At 72.4% G+C, this 17,554-nt stretch carries 15 protein-coding genes and 1 pseudogene; 4 read left to right on the top strand and 12 right to left on the bottom strand.

Translation table 11 applies throughout. The features are described 5' to 3' along the window. The first annotated feature begins 83 nt into the window (after positions 1–83). Together G7070_RS08710 and G7070_RS08705 are read left to right on the top strand one after the other, a co-directional pair. Positions 84–2,641 (top strand): annotated as a pseudogene (locus G7070_RS08710) (glycogen/starch/alpha-glucan phosphorylase). Between the two features lie 69 nt (positions 2,642–2,710). Further along, positions 2,711–3,172 carry a hypothetical protein gene (locus G7070_RS08705; RefSeq protein ID WP_166233415.1) on the top strand — a complete coding sequence of 154 codons (462 nt, stop codon included), beginning with the start codon at positions 2,711–2,713 and terminating at the stop codon, positions 3,170–3,172. A 13-nt stretch (positions 3,173–3,185) separates the two neighbouring features. On the opposite strand, the gene G7070_RS08700 is transcribed toward G7070_RS08705, so the two are convergent. The 12 genes from G7070_RS08700 to G7070_RS08665 form a co-directional block, all read right to left on the bottom strand. Beyond that, entirely contained in the window at positions 3,186–4,808 is a 1,623-nt protein-coding gene (locus tag G7070_RS08700) for an alpha/beta hydrolase (protein ID WP_166233414.1), read from the bottom strand. A gap of 24 nt (positions 4,809–4,832) precedes the next feature. Further along, on the bottom strand, positions 4,833–6,782 hold the full coding sequence (locus G7070_RS08695) for an alpha/beta fold hydrolase (protein ID WP_166233413.1): 1,950 nt from the start codon (positions 6,780–6,782) through the stop codon (positions 4,833–4,835). A gap of 9 nt (positions 6,783–6,791) precedes the next feature. Continuing rightward, positions 6,792–8,630 (bottom strand): ABC transporter ATP-binding protein, encoded by a 1,839-nt coding sequence (locus tag G7070_RS08690; protein ID WP_166233412.1) that lies wholly within the window; start codon positions 8,628–8,630, stop codon positions 6,792–6,794. Between the two features lie 282 nt (positions 8,631–8,912). Continuing rightward, entirely contained in the window at positions 8,913–9,041 is a 129-nt protein-coding gene (locus G7070_RS19430) for a hypothetical protein (RefSeq protein ID WP_284690963.1), read from the bottom strand. A gap of 241 nt (positions 9,042–9,282) precedes the next feature. Then, positions 9,283–9,408 (bottom strand): hypothetical protein, encoded by a 126-nt coding sequence (locus G7070_RS19425; protein ID WP_284690962.1) that lies wholly within the window; start codon positions 9,406–9,408, stop codon positions 9,283–9,285. 42 nt (positions 9,409–9,450) lie between these two features. After that, positions 9,451–9,579 carry a SapB/AmfS family lanthipeptide gene (locus G7070_RS08685; RefSeq protein WP_166233411.1) on the bottom strand — a complete coding sequence of 43 codons (129 nt, stop codon included), beginning with the start codon at positions 9,577–9,579 and terminating at the stop codon, positions 9,451–9,453. Between the two features lie 36 nt (positions 9,580–9,615). Further along, positions 9,616–9,741: a hypothetical protein gene (locus G7070_RS19420; RefSeq protein ID WP_284690961.1), complete on the bottom strand. Its 126-nt coding sequence runs from the start codon at positions 9,739–9,741 to the stop codon at positions 9,616–9,618. A gap of 42 nt (positions 9,742–9,783) precedes the next feature. Beyond that, entirely contained in the window at positions 9,784–9,909 is a 126-nt protein-coding gene (locus tag G7070_RS19415; RefSeq protein WP_284690960.1) for a hypothetical protein, read from the bottom strand. Positions 9,910–10,057: 148 nt separating this feature from the next. Next, complete coding sequence (lanKC, locus tag G7070_RS08680) at positions 10,058–12,712, bottom strand: class III lanthionine synthetase LanKC (protein ID WP_166233410.1); 2,655 nt, start codon at positions 12,710–12,712, stop codon at positions 10,058–10,060. 282 nt (positions 12,713–12,994) lie between these two features. After that, positions 12,995–14,413 carry an FtsX-like permease family protein gene (locus G7070_RS08675; protein ID WP_166233409.1) on the bottom strand — a complete coding sequence of 473 codons (1,419 nt, stop codon included), beginning with the start codon at positions 14,411–14,413 and terminating at the stop codon, positions 12,995–12,997. Next, positions 14,338–15,183: an ABC transporter ATP-binding protein gene (locus G7070_RS08670; RefSeq protein WP_166235119.1), complete on the bottom strand. Its 846-nt coding sequence runs from the start codon at positions 15,181–15,183 to the stop codon at positions 14,338–14,340. The genes G7070_RS08675 and G7070_RS08670 overlap by 76 nt, the downstream gene beginning before the upstream one ends. A gap of 138 nt (positions 15,184–15,321) precedes the next feature. Continuing rightward, positions 15,322–16,005 (bottom strand): response regulator, encoded by a 684-nt coding sequence (locus G7070_RS08665; protein WP_166233408.1) that lies wholly within the window; start codon positions 16,003–16,005, stop codon positions 15,322–15,324. Between the two features lie 154 nt (positions 16,006–16,159). On the opposite strand from G7070_RS08665, the gene G7070_RS08660 reads away from it, so the two are divergent. Both G7070_RS08660 and G7070_RS08655 read left to right on the top strand, forming a co-directional pair. Then, the gene (locus tag G7070_RS08660; RefSeq protein WP_166233407.1) at positions 16,160–16,309 is read left to right on the top strand and encodes a hypothetical protein; all 150 of its coding nucleotides are present in this window, start codon (positions 16,160–16,162) and stop codon (positions 16,307–16,309) included. Between the two features lie 5 nt (positions 16,310–16,314). After that, a complete protein-coding gene (locus G7070_RS08655) occupies positions 16,315–17,511 on the top strand; it encodes a sensor histidine kinase (RefSeq protein ID WP_166233406.1) in 1,197 nt (398 codons plus the stop codon). The last annotated feature ends 43 nt before the right edge of the window (positions 17,512–17,554 follow it).

Raw genomic sequence — 17,554 nt, 5'->3', positions numbered from 1 at the left:
CCGGGCCCGCCCCCGGTCGCCCGACGACGCCGTTGCGCTGGACCCGTTCACCCGCCTTGAGATCCGGCCCTACTCTGGGGACCATGCCTGAAACTGCGCAGCCGCTCGATCACCAGCCGACCGCCGACGCGCCCGCGTCCGTGGAGCACCGGGTGTTCGGCCCGACCTCGACGCCCACGCACCCGCGTGCGACGGCCCCCGTCTCGTCCCCGCCGCACTCGGTGGACGGTTTCGTCCAGGAGTTCCTGCACGAACTGAACACCAACCAGGGCGTGGCCCTGTCGCGCTCGAGCGTCAACGACCAGTACCTGGCCCTGGCGAGCACGGTGAAGAACTACCTGATGGCGCGCTGGCTCGAGACCGGCGGCAAGAACCGCGAGACCCAGTCCAAGGTCGTCGGCTACCTGTCGGCGGAGTACCTGCTGGGCCGCCAGCTCGGCAACGCGCTGCTGGCGTCCGACCTGACCGAGATCGCCGAGAAGGGCCTGGCCCTGTGCGGCATCGACCTCGCGACGCTGCGCAACCAGGAGGTCGAGCCCGGCCTCGGCAACGGTGGCCTGGGCCGCCTGGCCGCGTGCTTCATCGACTCGCTGGCCACCATGAACGTGCCCTGCATCGGCTACGGCATCCGCTACGAGTACGGCATCTTCCGCCAGACGTTCGTCGACGGCCGCCAGGTCGAGCAGCCCGACACCTGGCTGCAGCTGGGCTCGCCGTGGGAGTTCCGGCACCCCGAGGCGTCCGTGCAGGTCGACTTCGGCGGCCACACCGAGAAGAAGGTCGTCGACGGCGTCGAGACGTCGGTGTGGGTGCCGTCCTGGAACGTGCTCGCCGTGCCGTACAACTACATGGTCCCCGGCTACCTCAACGGCCGCGTGAACACGCTGCGCCTGTGGAGCGCCCAGGCCACGCAGGCGTTCGACCTGCAGATCTTCAACGCCGGCGACTACGCCCAGGCCGTCCGCGCCCAGACGTTCGCCGAGAACATCTCCAAGGTGCTCTACCCGAGGACTCGACGCCGCAGGGCAAGGAGCTCCGCCTGCAGCAGCAGTACTTCTTCGTCGCCGCCTCGCTGCACGACTTCATCGACCGCGAGCTGGAGGAGGGCTTCGACCTGCACCGGCTCGCCGAGCGGATCCACTTCCAGCTCAACGACACCCACCCCGTGATCGCGGTGCCGGAGCTGATGCGCATCCTGATCGACGAGAAGGGCTTCACCTGGGACGAGGCGTGGGACGTCACCACCTCGTGCTTCGCCTACACCTGCCACACGCTGCTGCCCGAGGCCCTCGAGGTGTGGTCCACCGACCTGCTCGGCCGCCTGCTGCCGCGGCACCTCGAGATCATCTACCAGATCAACGAGGAGTTCCTCGCCCGCGTGCGCGAGGAGTACCCCGGCGACGAGCTGCGCGCCCGCCGCATGTCGATCATCGCCGAGCTGCCCGAGCGCGGCGTCCGGATGGCCTACCTGGCCACCGTGGCCGCGACGAAGGTCAACGGCGTGGCCGAGCTGCACAGCCAGCTGCTGCGCGACAAGGTGCTGCCGGACTTCTCCCAGATGATGCCCGACAAGTTCACCAACGTGACCAACGGCGTGACGCCGCGCCGCTTCGTGCGGATGGCGAACCCGAAGCTGTCCGAGCTCATCACCGACACCATCGGGTCGGGCTGGGTCACCCAGTTGGAGCGGCTCAAGGAGATGGAGCCCTACGCCGACGACGCCGACTTCCGCGCGAAGTTCCGCGAGATCAAGCAGTGGAACAAGACGCGCCTCACCGACCTGCTGAAGACCCGCGACGGCATCGAACTGCCGGAGGGCCACCTGCTCGACGTGATGGTCAAGCGGCTGCACGAGTACAAGCGCCAGTCCCTGAAGCTGCTGCACATCGTGTCGCTGTACGAGCAGGTCCTCTCGGGCAAGCTCGCCGCGTCCGACGTGACGCCGCGCACGGTGGTCTTCGGCGCCAAGGCCGCGCCGGGCTACAAGATGGCCAAGGAGACCATCCACCTCATCAACAAGGTGGCGGAGAAGGTCAACAACGACGAGCGGCTCGAGGGGCGCCTCAAGGTCGCCTTCCCGGCCAACTACAACGTCACCCTGGCCGAGAAGCTGATCCCCGCCGCCGACCTGTCCGAGCAGATCTCGCTGGCCGGCATGGAGGCGTCCGGCACCGGCAACATGAAGTTCGCCCTCAACGGCGCGCTCACGATCGGCACGGACGACGGCGCCAACGTCGAGATCCGCGAACTGGTGGGTGACAAGCACTTCTTCCTGTTCGGCATGAACGAGCCGCAGGTCGCCGAGCTGGGCGCCAAGGGTTACCACCCCAGCGAGTACTACGCGAAGAACCCGCAGCTGAAGGCCGCCCTGGACCTGATCCTGTCGGGCTACTTCGCCGACGGCGATACCCACATGTTCGCCCAGTTCGCCGAGAGCCTGCTCAACTCCGACCGGTTCATGGCCCTGGCCGACTTCGACTCCTACGTCTCGGCGCAGGCCGAGGTCGAGAAGAAGTACGCCGACACCGACGCGTGGACGCGCTCGGCGATCCTGAACGTGGCCCGGACCGGCTACTTCAGCTCCGACCGCTCGATGCGCGACTACATCCAGCGCATCTGGCACACCTCCCCGGTCCTGTGACCGGGCGCCGCGGGCCCGTCCCCCGGGCGGCCCGCGGCGTCTCCCCGCCCCCAACCCGAAGGAAACCCCGTGAAGCGCTCGCGACTCGCCGCCGTCGGCCTCCTGCTCGTCTCGGCCCTGGGGGCGAGCGGCTGCTCGGTGCTCTCGGCGTTCCCCTCAGCCCCCACCACGACCGCACCGGTCACGGGCGCGCCGACGTCGCCCGCCGCGAAGCCGTCGGCGCCCGTCCCGTCCTCCCCGGCCCCGTCCGCCACCCCGACGCCGACGCCCACGATGAACGCCGAGGGCAGGATGCAGTCCCGGCCCGAGGGGATCGCCACGTCGGTCGAGAACGAGCTGGAGAAGCAGGTGGGTCGGCGCCCGAAGGTCGACTGCGGCAGCGAACCCGTGTGGATCGCCCCCGGCGACACGCTGCCGTGCTCACTGACCGACGGCAGCGACGTCTACGACGTGGCGGTGACCATCACCCACGTCACGCCCGACGGCACGTTCGTGTTCGACTTCGAGGTCGCCCAGACCCCCCGGAAGTGATCCCCTGGGCCGCTCAGCCGAAGGGCTGCGCCCCGTCGGTGCAGCGTGTGCCGGCGGGCGGCAGCGTCCCGGCCACCAGGTAGCGGTCGGCGTGGGCGGTCGCGCACGCGGAGACGCCGTAGGCGGTGTGGCCCCAGTTGTTGCTGCTCAGCAGGCGGCTGCGCGGGATCAGCCGCGAGACCGCGACGGCCGAGGCGTACGAGGTGGCCGGATCATGCTCGTTCCCGATCACCAGCACGGGCGCTGACGTCACCTTCGTGAAGGGGCCCGCGTAGGCGTCCTCGTCGGTGGCCCGCCAGTGCTGCTGGGCGCAGTAGACCGACCCCCACAGCCAGTGGCGTCCGAAGTACGGGGCGCGGGCGTCCTCGCGGTCGGCGAGCCGCTCCCAGGCGTCGGCGCGACGCGGGTTGCGGCTGTCGCTGCACATCACGATCGGCACCTGCTCGAGGGAGTTGTCGTAGCCGCGCGCGTGCTGGACGGCGCGCCGGGTGGCGGCGCCGTACTCCCGCGCCGGCCCGGCGCCGCGCGCGGCGCGGCCGGCCGGCTCCGGCTGCTGCATCGCGTCCACCATCGCGATCAGGCCCGGGATCTCCTCGGGGCCGGCCTCGCCGTACAGGCTGTAGAGCAGCGTCGAGACGAACTGCTGGTAGGTGAGCTCCCACGGCCCGTTCTCGGGGTCGTCGATGGTGAGCGGCTGCCGCTTCAGCGCGTCGGTGACGCGCGCCAGGGTCGCGTGCGGGTCGGCGATCGGGCATGCACCGGACGCCGCGCAGCGCCGCAGCGTCTCGTCCAGCGCCGCCCAGCTCGCCGGGGCGGAGTTCATGCGCACCGAGATCGGCGTGCCGGCCGTCCGCGCCGACCCGACCCAGGCGGTCGGATCCACCACGCCGTCGATCACCAGCGCGCGCACCCGGTCGGGGAACAGGTTGGCGTAGACCTGCCCCAGGTAGGTGCCGTAGGAGAAGCCCAGGAAGGACAGCTTCCGGTCGCCGACCGCCCGGCGCAGGACGTCCATGTCGCGGGCCACCTGCGCCGTCGACATCGCCGAGGCCATCTGACGACCGGGCCCGGAGCAGGAGGTGGCGACGGCGCGGGCGCCGCGGATGAAGTCGCGCTCCTCGGTGTCGGTGACCGGGAAGCCCATGCCGGTGAGGACGCCCGTGACGGCGTCCAGCCGCTCCGGCGAGCGGAAGCACCGGCTCGTGGTGCTGTCGTTGGTCCCGCGCGGGTCCATGCCGATCAGGTCGAACCGGTCCTGGACGTCGTCGCCCAGCCACGCGAGCGCGCGCTGCGGGAACTGGGTTCCCGACATGCCGGGCCCACCCGGGTTGAGGAACAGGCTGCCGATCCGCAGGTCGGGGCGGCGCGCCGGGATCCGGGTCAGCGCGACCTCGACGCTCGCCCCGCGGGGCTGGTCGTAGTCCAGCGGCAGCCGCACCCGCGCGCACTCCCCCCACTCACACGGTCGCCAGTCCAGCGCCGGGGTGGGCACCGTGTCGACGCGGCGGCGCTCGAGCGCCGAGGTGACGTCCGGCCCGGACGCCGCGGCGGCCGGGGCTGCGAGCGGGGCCAGCCCGAGCGCCAGGACGGCCGCGATCGCGCCGGCCCAGCGCCGGCGGCGGGTGGTCTTCGTCATGATGGTTCCTTCCGATCGGCGGGGTCAGGCGGCGCGGTCGCGCCGACGGCGGGCCAGGGCTGCGGTCACCCAGTCGACGAGCGCGGAGCGGGACATGCCCGCGCCCCAGCAGTCGTGGGCGCCCTGCGGGTCGTACCAGAGCGTCGCCGGGCCGCCGAGGCCGCGGTAGCGCAGGAACCACTTCAGGCCCTGCCGCGGGTTGACGCGCACGTCGCAGGCGGCCACGACGACGAGGGCCTCGGCCCCCGAGGCGGCCGCCAGGTTGTCCACGGGCGAGATCGCGCGCAGCGTCGCGAGGTCGTTGGGGTTGCCGCGCGGGTCGCCCCACTCGTCCTGGTCGCTGGCGCGGGTGGTGGTGTCCTCGCGCAGGAGGCTCGTGAGCGGGTCGACGAAGCCGTTGACGATCACGCAGGCGTCCACGTCGCCGGGACAGGTGTTCAGCGTGGTCGCCGCCAGGAAGCCGCCGGCCGAGGCGCCCAGCACGACCAGTTCGGACGCCGTGAGCGCCCCGTCGCCGCGGCGCAGGTGCCCGATGGCGGCGACGGTGTCGGCCAGGGAGCGGTCGCGGTTGGCGCGCGTCCCGGCCAGGTGGCGCCGCTCCGGGCCGCCGCCGCGCACGTGCGGGGTGGCGACGGCGAACCCGGCGTCCAGCCAGCGGCTCAGGTCGGGATCGCTGTCGAGGTCGAGGTCGAGGCCGTAGGCGCCGTAGACCATGAGCAGCACCGGCCCGGTGAAGGCCTCCCCCGCCCGTGCCGGCCACCGGACGTCCAGATCGACCGGGTAGCCGTCGTCGGAGTGGAACGTCTCGCGCGCGGCCCGCGCCAGCCCGGCGGCCCGGCGCTCGACGCGCGCGGGGTCGTTGCGGACGGCGCCGGCGTTGTCGAAGTACCACTCGAACGGCGGGATGCCGCCGCTCATCTCCAGGGCGGCGAACCCGATGGACGGGGTGACCTGGTTGGCGGACAGGTCGAGCAGCCCGGGGGCGCGGAGCAGCGGCTCGACCCCGGAGGAGAAGCCCGCGATGCCGATCCGGTGCAGGGTCTCCTCGCCGTCGCGGGAGACCCGCACCACGGCGTACTCGGTGCCGGAGGTGACCTCGCGGGCGCGGCCCACGCCCGTCGCGCAGACCCAGGAGTGGCGCGGCTCGCCGTCCACGAGCTCGGTCGCCTGCAGCGTCCAGGCGCCGTCGCCGTTGAGGATCTGGATCAGCACCGGCGCGCCGTGCAGCAGGGCCACGTCGAACAGGTGCGGCTCGCCCGGCGCGCCCGGCACCGGGACGGGCCGCGGCGTGGGCGTCCGGACGTCGACCAGGTCCCACACCCGCTGCGACCGGACGCCGCGGCTCAGCTTGAAGAACCGCCGCACCGAGCACGGCCGGATGCCGATGCCCCCGGTCGGCGAGGACGAGATGACCGTGCGCGAGCTCTCGTACTCGGCGGCGTCGGTCCGGGCGACGACCGCGCGCTGCCCGCCGCGCACCTCGCGGTCCGGCTCGACGAACGCGAGCCGGTCGCCGTCGTCGAGCAGCGTGATGTCGGGGTAGACGCCCGGCACGGTCAGCAGCCGGGAAGGGCGCTCGGGGCCGGCGTCGTACAGCAGGGCCACGTACGCCTCCCGCTCGGGTCGGCGCATCACGCTGACCCAGCGGCGGCCCGAGCCGTCGATGTCGGCGCGCGCCGTCATCCAGCCGTCGAGGTCGGCGGCGTCGTCGTCGAGCCGCATCGGGGGGCGTCCGTCGGTGACGGCCGGGTGGGCGGCGTCCGGGATGAAGGACCCCCAGATCCGGCCGGCCGAGTCGGGGTCGAGCCGCAGCCAGGTCCGCCCCAGCGGGATCAGCTGGTAGAGGTCCTCGGGGTCCAGGTCGGCGCCCGGGTCGGCATGGGAGGGGTCGCCGTCCAGCTCGACGCCGTGGCGGCGCAGCTCGGCCACCAAGGCGTCGGCGTCGAGGTCGTCGACCCAGCCGTACTCGCTCATCGCCGGCCCCTACTGCGCGATCAGGGAGCGGAAGAGGGCCGAGCGGGCCGCGACGGCGTCGGGTTCGCCGTCCTCCACGAGCCGGCCGCGGTCCAGCACGAGGACCCGGTCGGCGCCCTGGGTGGCGAACCGCCCGTGCCCCGCCGCCAGCGTGGTGATGCCGCCCATCGTGGAGTGGATCAGCCCCATGATCTGGGTGCGGTTGAGCACGTCCAGACCCGAGGTGATCTCGTCCAGCAGCAGCAGGCGCGGACGCCGCAGCAGGGTCCGGGCGATGGCCAGGCGCTGCCGCTCCCCGCCGGAGAAGGCGTAGGCCGACTCGCCGACCGGGGCGTCCAGGCCCTCGGGGCGTTCGCCGATGACGCCGCCCAGCCCGACGCGTCCGAGCATCTCCCAGCACTCCGCGTCGTCGATGCCGTCGAGGCCGAGCAGGAGGTTGTCGCGCACCGTGCCGGCGAACAGCGGGCAGGCCTGCTCGATGTAGCCCACCTGGCTGCGGTAGACGTCCTCGTCGCGGTCCTCCAGGGGGATCCCGTCGACCAGGATGAGCCCCCGGCTGGGCACCAGGAACCGCTCCATCAGGGACAGGATGGTGGACTTGCCCGAGCCCGACGTGCCGGTGAGCGCCACCCAGGAGCCCCGCGGGACGTCGAACGAGACGTCGCTCAGCGCGTGCTCGCGCCCGCCGGCCCCCTCGCCGGCGCCGGCGTAGGTGACCGAGACGTTGCGGAAGCTGATCTCGCCCTCCAGCACGTCGGGGTCGGCCCGGGGCCGGTTGCCGTACTCCTCGAGCGTCTCGTGCTCCAGGCGCTCGCGCAGCTCCAGCGTGACGCGCGGCGTCCGCTCGGTGACCAGCCGCAGCTCGACGAGACGCTTGAGCGCGCCCAGCGTCTCGGCCATCAGCATGACGGTCTCGGTGGCGCCCGCGATCGGCCCGACGAGCATCATCGTGTAGAGGAAGAACGCCACCAGGGCGTCCACCGGCAGCGCGCCCGACTGCACCCGCACGAACGCGATGAGGACGATGGCCAGCATGGTGGCCTGGATCAGGCCCGAGACCAGCGGCTCCATGAAGGCCTGGGCGCGGGCGGTGCGGTTGGACGCGTCCTGCAGGCGCTGGCTGGTGGACGCGAGGCGTCCGATCGCGAACCGGTTCGCCACGAACGCGCGGATGGTCAGGACGGCGTCCAGGGCGCGGGTCACCTCGGCGACGTAGGCGCCCTGGGCCTCCTGGCGCTCGAACGAGATGCCCGTGAGCCGCTGCGAGGCGATCACGATGACCACCAGCGCCAGCACGCACAACCCGACGGCCGACCCGGTGAGCACCGGGTCGATGAGCAGCATCTGGACCAGCGAGCCGCCGACCAGCACGAGGCTGCCGAGCGCCTGGATGGGGCCGCGGGTGAAGACGTCGCCCATCTTCTCCGAGTCGATCGAGCAGCGGGCCACCAGGTCGGCGGTGGGGTGCTCGACCAGTTTCTCCGCCGGCACCTTCAAGGCGATGGCGGCCGACTCGTCGCGGAAGTGCCTTACGAGCCGGTTGCCGGCGTAGGCGACGACCAGGTTGACCCCGGCCGACAGCAGCGACCCCAGGACCGCGACCCCGACCAGGACACCGCCGATCCGCGCGAGCAGCTGCAGGTCCATCTGCTGCAGCGCGGCGACCATGGCGCCGGTGAGCGCCGGCTGGGCCAGGGAGGCCAGCGACGCCACGATGGTGCCGACGAACGCTACGAGCATCGCCCGTCGGTCCGAGGCCAGGATGGCGTTCAGGCGCCGCAGCGGGCTGCGGGGTGGGTCGGCCAGCAGCTCACCGATGCGCTGCGCGCCGGCGGTCGATGCGGACATCGGGGCTCCTTCCTGTCGCCGGTCGGGCCGGCTGTCCATTCACGAACGGCCACTCTCGTGGCACCATTGGTGGGGATCAGGGAGTTGCTCCGATCGGATAGGCGCCGATCGGGACGACTCCCTGACTTGTCGTCAGCGGCGGGGGAACACCGCGCACAGGGCGACGCTCACCGCGCTCCTGTGGCACTGCAGGTAGCTGAGCCTCGAGACCTTCTCCTCCCCGGCGTCGCCGGGCGGTCGTCCTCGGCCTGCAGCCGCAGCACGTCGGCCATCGCTCCTCCTTCAGCTCCAGCGCCAGCACCAGGCCTGGCTCTGGCGCGAGTTGTTGCAGGCGGCGTAGGAGAGATGGGAGTTCTTCTCCTCGTCCGGGGACTGGCAGCCCTCGCCCTGCAGGGAGATCACGTCAGCCATCTCCGTCTCCTTCGCCTTTCCCCGAACCCTTCGGGGATGCCTTCATCCAAATGCCGACGAATGCCCCGGTCAATGCGAAAAGAAACGTCCTGGCCGTTCGTTAGGAAAGCCGGGACGAATCGCCAGGGGACGCCGGCACGCGAGAACCGCCGCCGTCCCGAAAGGGACGACGGCGGTCGTCGGTGATGGTCGGATCAGCCAGATAGGCGCTGTCCGAGCCGGCCATCGAGGTGGCGATCACTCACCACTTCCAGCACCAGGCCTGGCTCTTGTAGGAGTTGCGGCAGAACGCGTAGGACACGTGCGACGCCTTCTCCTCGCCGGGAACCTGCTCGTCGCCGGCCTGCAGATCGATGATGTCAGCCATGTTCGTCACCTCCTTTCGGGAACTCGATGGGTCGGGGGCGGGTCACTGCTTGACGAAGCAGAGCGCCACGGAGATGTAGGAGTTGCGGCACCAGCGGAGGCTGATGTTGGACGCCTTCTCCTCGCGCGGCGTCTCCTGCTCGCCGTCCTGGAGATCGAGGATCTCGGCCATGGGTTCACCTCCTTCACGGGTCGACGGGGCGGGCGGTCACTTGACGAAACAGGCGACCAGGGACTTGTAGCTCTTGTGGCACACGGCGATCGACCAGCGGGACGCCTTCTCCTCGTCGGGCGTCTGGTCGTAGGCCTCCTGCAGGCTCAGGATGTCGGCCATGGGTTCACCTCCTTTCCGGGTGCGTCGGGGCGGGCGCCGGCCTCACTTGACCAGGCAGAACGCGTACGAGCGGTAGCTGTTGCGGCAGAAGCCCCAGCTCACGTTCGACGCCTTCTCCTCGCGGGGGACCTCCGGGTACTCCTCCTGCATGTTCAGGACGTCAGCCATGGTGTTCACCTCCTTTCCTTGAGTTCTCGCGCGTACTCAACAACCGATGCTGAGCTGACTCATCAGCACGCACGCGTACACGCTGTTGGTCGAGTGGTACTCCTCCGCAGGCGTCTCGACGAGGTCGATGTCCTGCAGGGACAGGGCGTCAGCCATGGCCGACCACCCCCGGGATCAGGGCCGCGGGCCGGTCGGGGACCGGCACGCCCGCGGCGTCGGGCAGCGGGAGGGCGGCGATCCGGTCGGCGGTGCCGCGCCCCAGGGGGAGCCAGTCGAACGGCCGGCCCGCGGCCAGGCAGTGCAGGCCCAGCCGGACGCCGGCGGCGCCGGTCGCCAGGTCGGAGCTCAGCCGCAGGTAGCCGTCACCGGCCACGAAGGCCATGTCGAGCCGCTTGAGGAGCGTGGCCAGCACGAGGTCGCGCTGCCGCTGCACCTCCGCCGCGTAGCGGGGGCCGGCGCCGCTGAGGACCACCGCGGTGCCGCAGCGCCCGTGGTCGAGACCCGGGTAGACGTAGAAGTCGGCGGAGCAGGAGCGGGCGAAGGCGTCCCGCTGCTCGTCGTCCAGGAGCCGCTGCCGGGCGAGCCGCTCCGCGAGCTGCACCACCGCCCAGACCCCGGCGCTGCCCCACTCGATGTAGGGCAGGGCCCGGTTGTTGTCGACGTCGCGGACCATCATCTCGCCGTCGGCGGTGACGAAGCAGGCGCCCACCTCGTCGGCCAACCGGTCGATCGCGCGGTCGAGCAGCCGCGCCTCGCCGGTGGCCAGGTGCGCCGACAGGTCCAGCAGCGCCAGCCCGGCGAGCCCGAAGTGCAGGCCGCGGCGGTGGGTGAGCGCGTCGAGGTGTCCCCCGGCCCGCGCCACGGCCCGGTGCAACCGCTCGTGACCGGCCAGCGCGTCGCGGCGCAGTTCCTCGTCGCCGGTCGCGGCCGCCACCTCGATGCCGGCCAGCAGGACGCCGACCTGGCCGCCGTACAGGTCGAGCCGGCGCCGGGCCTCGGCGCCCTGCAGCGCGCGCCGGGCGGCGGCGACGGCGGCCGAGGGGCGACCCGCGTCAGCCAGCGTGAGCGCCAGGCCGGCGAGGCCGTCGTACAGGCCCGGGATCTCCTCCGGCGACCAGTCGCGAGCCGCGGCCTCGAGGAGGTCGAGGTCGTCGGAGTGCTGAGCCGCGTCGGTGCGCAGCCGCGACCACACCACGCCGGCCCTCCCGAAGCCGAGGCTCTCGCTGACGTCGCGGGCCTGCGTCGGGTCGCCCGGGTAGGAGTTCCGCGCCGAGAAGGCCCGGGACCAGGCGACGCCGGCGTCCAGCGCGGGGATCGCCTCGTCGGCGGTCGGCGGCGTCGCGTACAGCCCGACCGTCTCCCGCGGGGACAGCAGGTGATGCTCGAGGGTCGGGAACCGGGCGGTCACCGCGTCCAGCTGGGCGCGGGCCTCGGCGCCGTACTCGGCCTCCAGCCGGCGGACGGCCTCGGCCCAGAAGGCGGGCGCGACCACCTCGAGCTCCCAGTCCGCTTCGTACAGCAGCATGATCGAGCGCGACACCGCGTACCAGTCGGCCTGCTCGGCGGTGAACTCCTCGGGGGCGCAGAACTCGAAGACGCGGAAGCCGACGGTGCGCTCGGCGTCCAGGCGGCTGGCGTCCTCGAGGTCGAGGATGACCACGTCGTCGTCGTCGGTGACCATGATGTTGCCGGGGTGCACGTCCCCGATGCACCAGCCGCGCGCGTGGATGGCGGCGACGGTGTCCACGAGCCGGCCGACGATGCGGCGGCAGCGACGCCCGTACTCGGCACGCTTGGCGCCGCCGTCGCGGGAGTCGTAGGGGCTGTTCTGCACGACCCAGGAGGTCAGCGTCCGGCCGACGACGTAGTCGAGCTCCAGGTAGCGGTGCTCCCAGGCGGTGAACGACCCGACGAGGTGCTGGACGCCGGGGAGGTCGCTCAGGTCGGTGAGGACGCGCTCCTCCTCGAGCTGGCGGGTGAGGGCGTCGCGGCCGCGGCCGTCGATGCCGGTGTGGGGCCGGGCCTCGCGCAGGACGCGGCGGGTGCCGTCGGGCAGCGTCGCGAGGTAGACCCCGCCCGCGTTGCTGAAGTGCAGCGCCGAGACGGCCTTGAACTCGCGCAGCCGCGACGGCGTGCCCTGCCGGGAGCGCTCGTACGGCGCGACCAGGCAGGCGGGCAGCTCGACGCCGGCCGGGACGGTGAACTTCGGCTGCCGCTCGTCGGGGACCAGCGTCAGGGTGTCGCCCCCGGCGAGCGCCGCGACCGGCTGGTCGCGCTCGTCGGGGTAGTGCAGCGCCATGATGCCGCCGTACCGGACGTAGACCGGGGCGTCGCCGTAGCGCAGGTCGCTGAGGATGTAGGGGCCGTCCTGGCCCGCCAGCGCGTCCTCCAGGGCGATCAGCAGCTCGGCGAACTGGGTGTCGTCGCCGGGGTAGATCGTGACGAACTTGCCCGAGGAACCGCGGTCGGCCTGCTTGCCGTTGGTGTCGGCCAGCATCGCCTCGTTGGGGAGGAACTTGAACGCCACCTCGCGCTCGACGCAGATCGACGTCACGCGCTCCAGCGTGGTGGTGGCGTGCGCCAGGGACGCGGAGACGTGGATCTTCCAGCCCTGTAGGCGGGGACGCCAGTCGCGCGGCGTCCATCCCTCCCAGACGCCGAAGGTCTGGCGCAACCAGCCGGCGGGGAGGTCGGCCGCCTGGAGGCGCTCGCCGGCGCCCATCATCTCGTCGAGGCGCTGCGGCGCGCCGTAGAAGGGGGAATCGGGGTGCGTGGCCATGAAATACTCCGGTCGAACGCCCATGGAATCCTCCTAGGTCGGGGTGAAGGGAATGTCGCTGGAAAGGGAGATCTCCGCTTTCCTGGTTCTTTTTCCTGGCTCCATCAAAACCCAGCATCGGGGGCCGGTCAATGCGTGGACGCCCCCTTTGGCCGTTCGTCCAGCGCGTCTGGTCGAAGGTGTTTCCCCGCGCGACCGCCGAGCGGCGAAGGAGAGCCGGCACCCTCGCGAACCCGGGCGACGACGAACGAGAGCCCGGCCCCCGTGACGGGGGCCGGGCTCGCGACCCGGAGGAGGGCCCGGGTCCTATTCGGCGGCCAGGCGCGCGATCACGCGCGGCTCGGGCAGGCGCAGCGCGCCGAGCGTCGGCAGCACGGTGGCCGCCATCATGATCAGGCCGGTCCCTCCGATGCTCACAGCCCAGGCGATCGCGGGCACCGCGAACGCGGGCACCATCCCGGTGGCGGTGAAGCTGAGCCCGAGGTAGCCCAGCATGACCCCCAGCGCCGCGACCGCGGGGATCGCGGCCGTCACCACGAGGATCACCGCCTCGAGCAGCGGCAGGACGCGGCGCTGGTCGGGCGTGGCGCCGGTGATGCCGAGCAGGGCGAGCTCGGCGTCGCGCTGCTTGCTCATCATGAACAGGTTGCCCACGCCGCCGGCCAGCGCGATCGCCAGCGCCGGCCCGAGCAGCGACAGGAACGCGCCGATCCCGGCCTTGTCCAGGGTGATCGGACCGCCGTCCAGGCCGCTGGCCGCGCTGGTCGCGTAGATCGTGGGGCCGAGCGCCAGCAGGCCGAGCATCAAACCGATCGTGAAGATGATGGGGATCACCGACCGGGCGAAGCGGGGGCCGCGGACGTAGATGTTCTTGCGGGCGAGCTGCCACACCGCCGCCCGGGTGGGGATCAGCGCCGTCCAGCCGCGCGCGAGCGGGCTGATGAGGATCGGCGACAGGATCGCGACCATCACCACGAACAGCACCAGCGCGACCAGGGACATCTGCAGCAGCGTGCTCACGGTCTCGCTGTCGCGCACCGAGGCGATCGGGATGATCGCCGCGAACAGCAGCGCCAGGACGCCCGCGCAGACCACGAGCATCACCCAGCTCAGCACCCGCATCCGCGGCGGCGGCGGGGCGGCGGCCTGCCGCAACGCCTCGACGGGAGGGACCGCTGCGGCCCGACGCGCCTGCCCGTAGCCGCCCAGGAGCGCGACCAGCACGACGCCCGCGTTGGCCAGCAGCACCGCCCCGAAGTCGTACACGGGGGCCGGCTGCTTGATGACCTCGCCCGAGTCGAGCCCCGTGGTGAGGAAGGCCAGCCACGGCTGCAACGTCGCCACGGCGATGAGGTCCGCGATGACCGCGGCCGCCAGCGACACCGCCAGCAGCTGGAGCATCACCGTACGCACCACCTGGGCCGGCGTTGCCCCGGCCAGCGCGAGCCGCGCCAGGCTGCCGCGGCGGGCGTCCACCACCATGCTCGCCGAGGTGGCGATCACGGTGAGACCCACCAGCCCCGAGAACACGTAGTTGGAGATGGGCACGAGCGTGAACTCGCCGCTGGCCATGAGGTCCAGCTCGCCCTTGCGCACGGCCGCCCAGCCGGACGCCTGCACGAGCGCCGAGTTGGCGAACGACAGGTTGGTCACGACGAAGGCGAGGCAGACGCCGAGCCAGGCCGTCCACGAGTCGCGGAGCTCCGCGAGGTAGAGCGTGCGCACGGCTCAGCCCTCCGAGGTGAGCGCGGCGAGCGCCTCGGCCACCGCGCGGGGGAGCCGCCGCGCAGCTCGCGCACCAGGTGGCCGTCGCGCAGGAACAGCACCCGATCGCACGCCGCGGCCACCAACGGGTCGTGGGTGACCACGAGCGCGCAGCGCCCGGGCTCGTGGGCGATCCGGACGAGTTCGGCCAGCACCATCTCGCCGGTGCGGCTGTCCAGGGCGCCGGTCGGCTCGTCCGCGAACAGCACCTGCGGCTGCTGCGCCAGCACCCGGGCCAGCGCGACGCGCTGCTGCTCGCCGCCCGACATGGAGGGCGGCCGGGCGTCGGCGCGCTCGGTCAGCCCGACCGCGGCGAGGGTGCGGGCGATCAGGTCGGCGTCCGGCCTGCGCCCGGCCAGCGTGGCGGGGAGCGCGACGTTCTCGGCGGCCGTCAGCGTCGGGATGAGGTTGTAGGACTGGAAGACGAAGCCCACCTCGGCGCGCCGCATCTTCGCCAGGTCGGTGCGGTTCAGCGCGGCCAACGGCCGGCCCGCCAGGGCCACCTCGCCGGCGCTGGGCGCCTCCAGCCCCGCGAGGCAGTAGAGCAGGGTCGACTTGCCGGAGCCCGAGGGCCCCATCACCGCGACCATCTCCTGCGGGGCGACCTGCAGGCTGATGCCGTGCAGGATCTCGTTGAACCCGTCGCCCACCTGGTAGGCCTTCCGGACGCCGCGGGCGTCGATCGGCGCGGGGGCGAACGCTTCGGGGGTCGTCATCGTTCCGGCTTCCATCTGGGTCACGTCGGACTCCTTTTCGGGAGGCGCTCCCGGGGTCGGAGCGTTCTGGCTACGAATCAAACACAGGGCCGGCGCACCGACAACGGCCGGGGGCCAACACTGGCCGAACGTGAACCCGGCCCGCCCGTGCGCTCAGTCCGGGTCGGCCAGGTGGGGATCGACCAGGCCGAGCTGGATGGCGCGGACCAGGATCTGGGTGCGGGACTTCACACCGAGCTTGTCGCCGATGTGGGCCAGGTACTGCTTGACCGACCCCTCGGAGACGTACATCTGCCGGGCGATCTGGTAGTTCGTCATGCCCTTGGTGAGCCACTGCAGCAGCTCGTGCTCGCGCGGGGTCAGCCCGACGTCGGCGCTGGGGCGCGGCGAGGACTCCTCCGAGGTCACGGTCGCCACCAGCTGCCGGCGAACGGCCGAGGACAGCGGCATGTCGCCGCGCAGCGCTTGGTGCATGCCGGCCAGCAGGTTGTCGGCGCCCGCGTCCTTCAGCAGGTAGCCCGACGCTCCCGCGCGCAGCGCCGCGACGATGTACTCGCGGGTGCCGAAGGTGGTCAGGGCGACGACGCAGGCGTCCCGCCGCTTGGCGCAGATCGCGCCGGTCGCCTCGATGCCGGACATCCCGGGCATCTGCAGGTCCATCAGCACGATGTCGGGCTCGAGGGTGGCGTAGCACTCGACGGCCTCGGTGCCGTTGCGCGCCTCCCCCACCAGCGTGAACTCGCCGCGCGCGGCGAAGAAGGCCCGGTAGGCGTCGCGCACCAGGACGTCGTCATCGGCGATCAGGACCCGGACCGCGGCGGGGGTGGAGGAGCCCATGCCCCCATCTTTCAGCCACCGGGCCCCGGTTGCCATTCACCAACGGCCAGACCGGGACGCCGGGACGACCTGACCGAAGGTGAACTGGTGGGGCCGGGGCCGTTCGGGAGAGTGTTGCGACATCACCTCCCTCGACCCGCCAAGGATGGCCGTCATGCACCAGTTGAAGCTCGCTCTCACCGCCCTCGCCCTCGCCGGGGTCCTCGGCCCGCTCGCGGCCGTCCAACCCGCGCAGCAGACCCTGATCCGGGAGCCGAAGCAGATGTGGATCTGCATCGTGTGGCCCCGGGCGTGCGGGCGCTGACCCCGATGTCCACCACGGCGTTCAGCACCGGCGAGCGGGTCGGCGTGTTCACCGCTCGCCGCGTGCGGGCGCTGAGCGGAGGCACCCAGCTGCGCCTCCTGGCGACCGCGCTCGGGGCCTTCCTGCTGATCGACTACCTGCGGCTCACCGTGGTGTCGCCGCTCACCTTCGCCGACACCCCGCTCGTGGTCGTGATGGACCTCGTCTCCTACGCGGCCCTGCTCACCCTGCTGTGGCGGCCCCGGCTGGGGATCGTCCTGGCGGCCATCCCCCTGACGGCCGCCATCTTCTGGACCCCCACCGGCCTGGAAAGCATGCTGCTGCTGCTCGTACCGGCCATCGGGCTGGCGCAGGTGGGCCGGCGCACCGCCGCCTCCGTGGCCGTGCTGCTGGTCGCCTTCGTCGTCGCGCGGGCCGCGCTCGCCGGCCCGTTCGCCACGCCCGTCGCGGCGACGCTGGGCCTCAACCTGGCGGTCGGCCTGCTGTGCGGCGCGGCGATGCGCTACGTGTCGGCGCGGCAGGAGCGCCGCGAACTGGCCGAGGGCCACGAGGCCGCCGAGAGCGCCCGCATCCGCGCCGACGAGCGTCGGACGCTGTCGCGCGAACTGCACGACGTCGTGTCGCACCACCTCTCGACCGCGTCGCTGCAGCTCATGGGCGTCGACGGCAACGAGGACGAGGCGGCCCTACGCCGCGTCCTGGCGACGGTCGGGCGCGAGACCGGTGCCGCGCTGACCGAGCTGCGGCTCCTGGTCGACGTGCTGCGCGACGACCCCAGCACCGCCGCGTCCGGCACCGAGATCCGGGAACTCGCCGAGCACCTCACCCCCACGCAGGCGGCAGCGGCCGCCCAGCAGGCGCTGGTGGCGGCCGGGTTCGACCCCAGCATCGAGGTGCCGGCCCGGGCCGACCAGCTCGAGATGACCGTGCAGCGCACCCTCAGCCGCACCCTGCGCGAGGCGGTGGCGAACGTCGTCGCCTACGCGGCCCCCCGCACGAGGTGCGCCGTCCGGATCACCGTCGACGCCCAGCTCGTCACACTCCAGGTGAGCAGCGCGCTGCCCGCCGGTTTCGCCGGCGCGCGCCTGGGCTGGGGCCTGCGCGGGCTCCGGGAGCGGGCACGCCTGACCGGGGGATCCTTCGCCTCCGGACCACAGGACGGCTCCTGGGTCGTCGCCCTCACCCTGCCCCACGAGGCCTGATCCGTGGTTTGCTAGGACCGACGCTGCTCCATCCCCCCCAGGA

It is taken from the genome of Propioniciclava coleopterorum, from assembly GCF_011393335.1.
In the GTDB taxonomy this organism is placed as follows: Bacteria; Actinomycetota; Actinomycetes; order Propionibacteriales; family Propionibacteriaceae; genus Propioniciclava; species Propioniciclava coleopterorum.
This window is presented reverse-complemented; position numbering and strand designations above follow the sequence as displayed.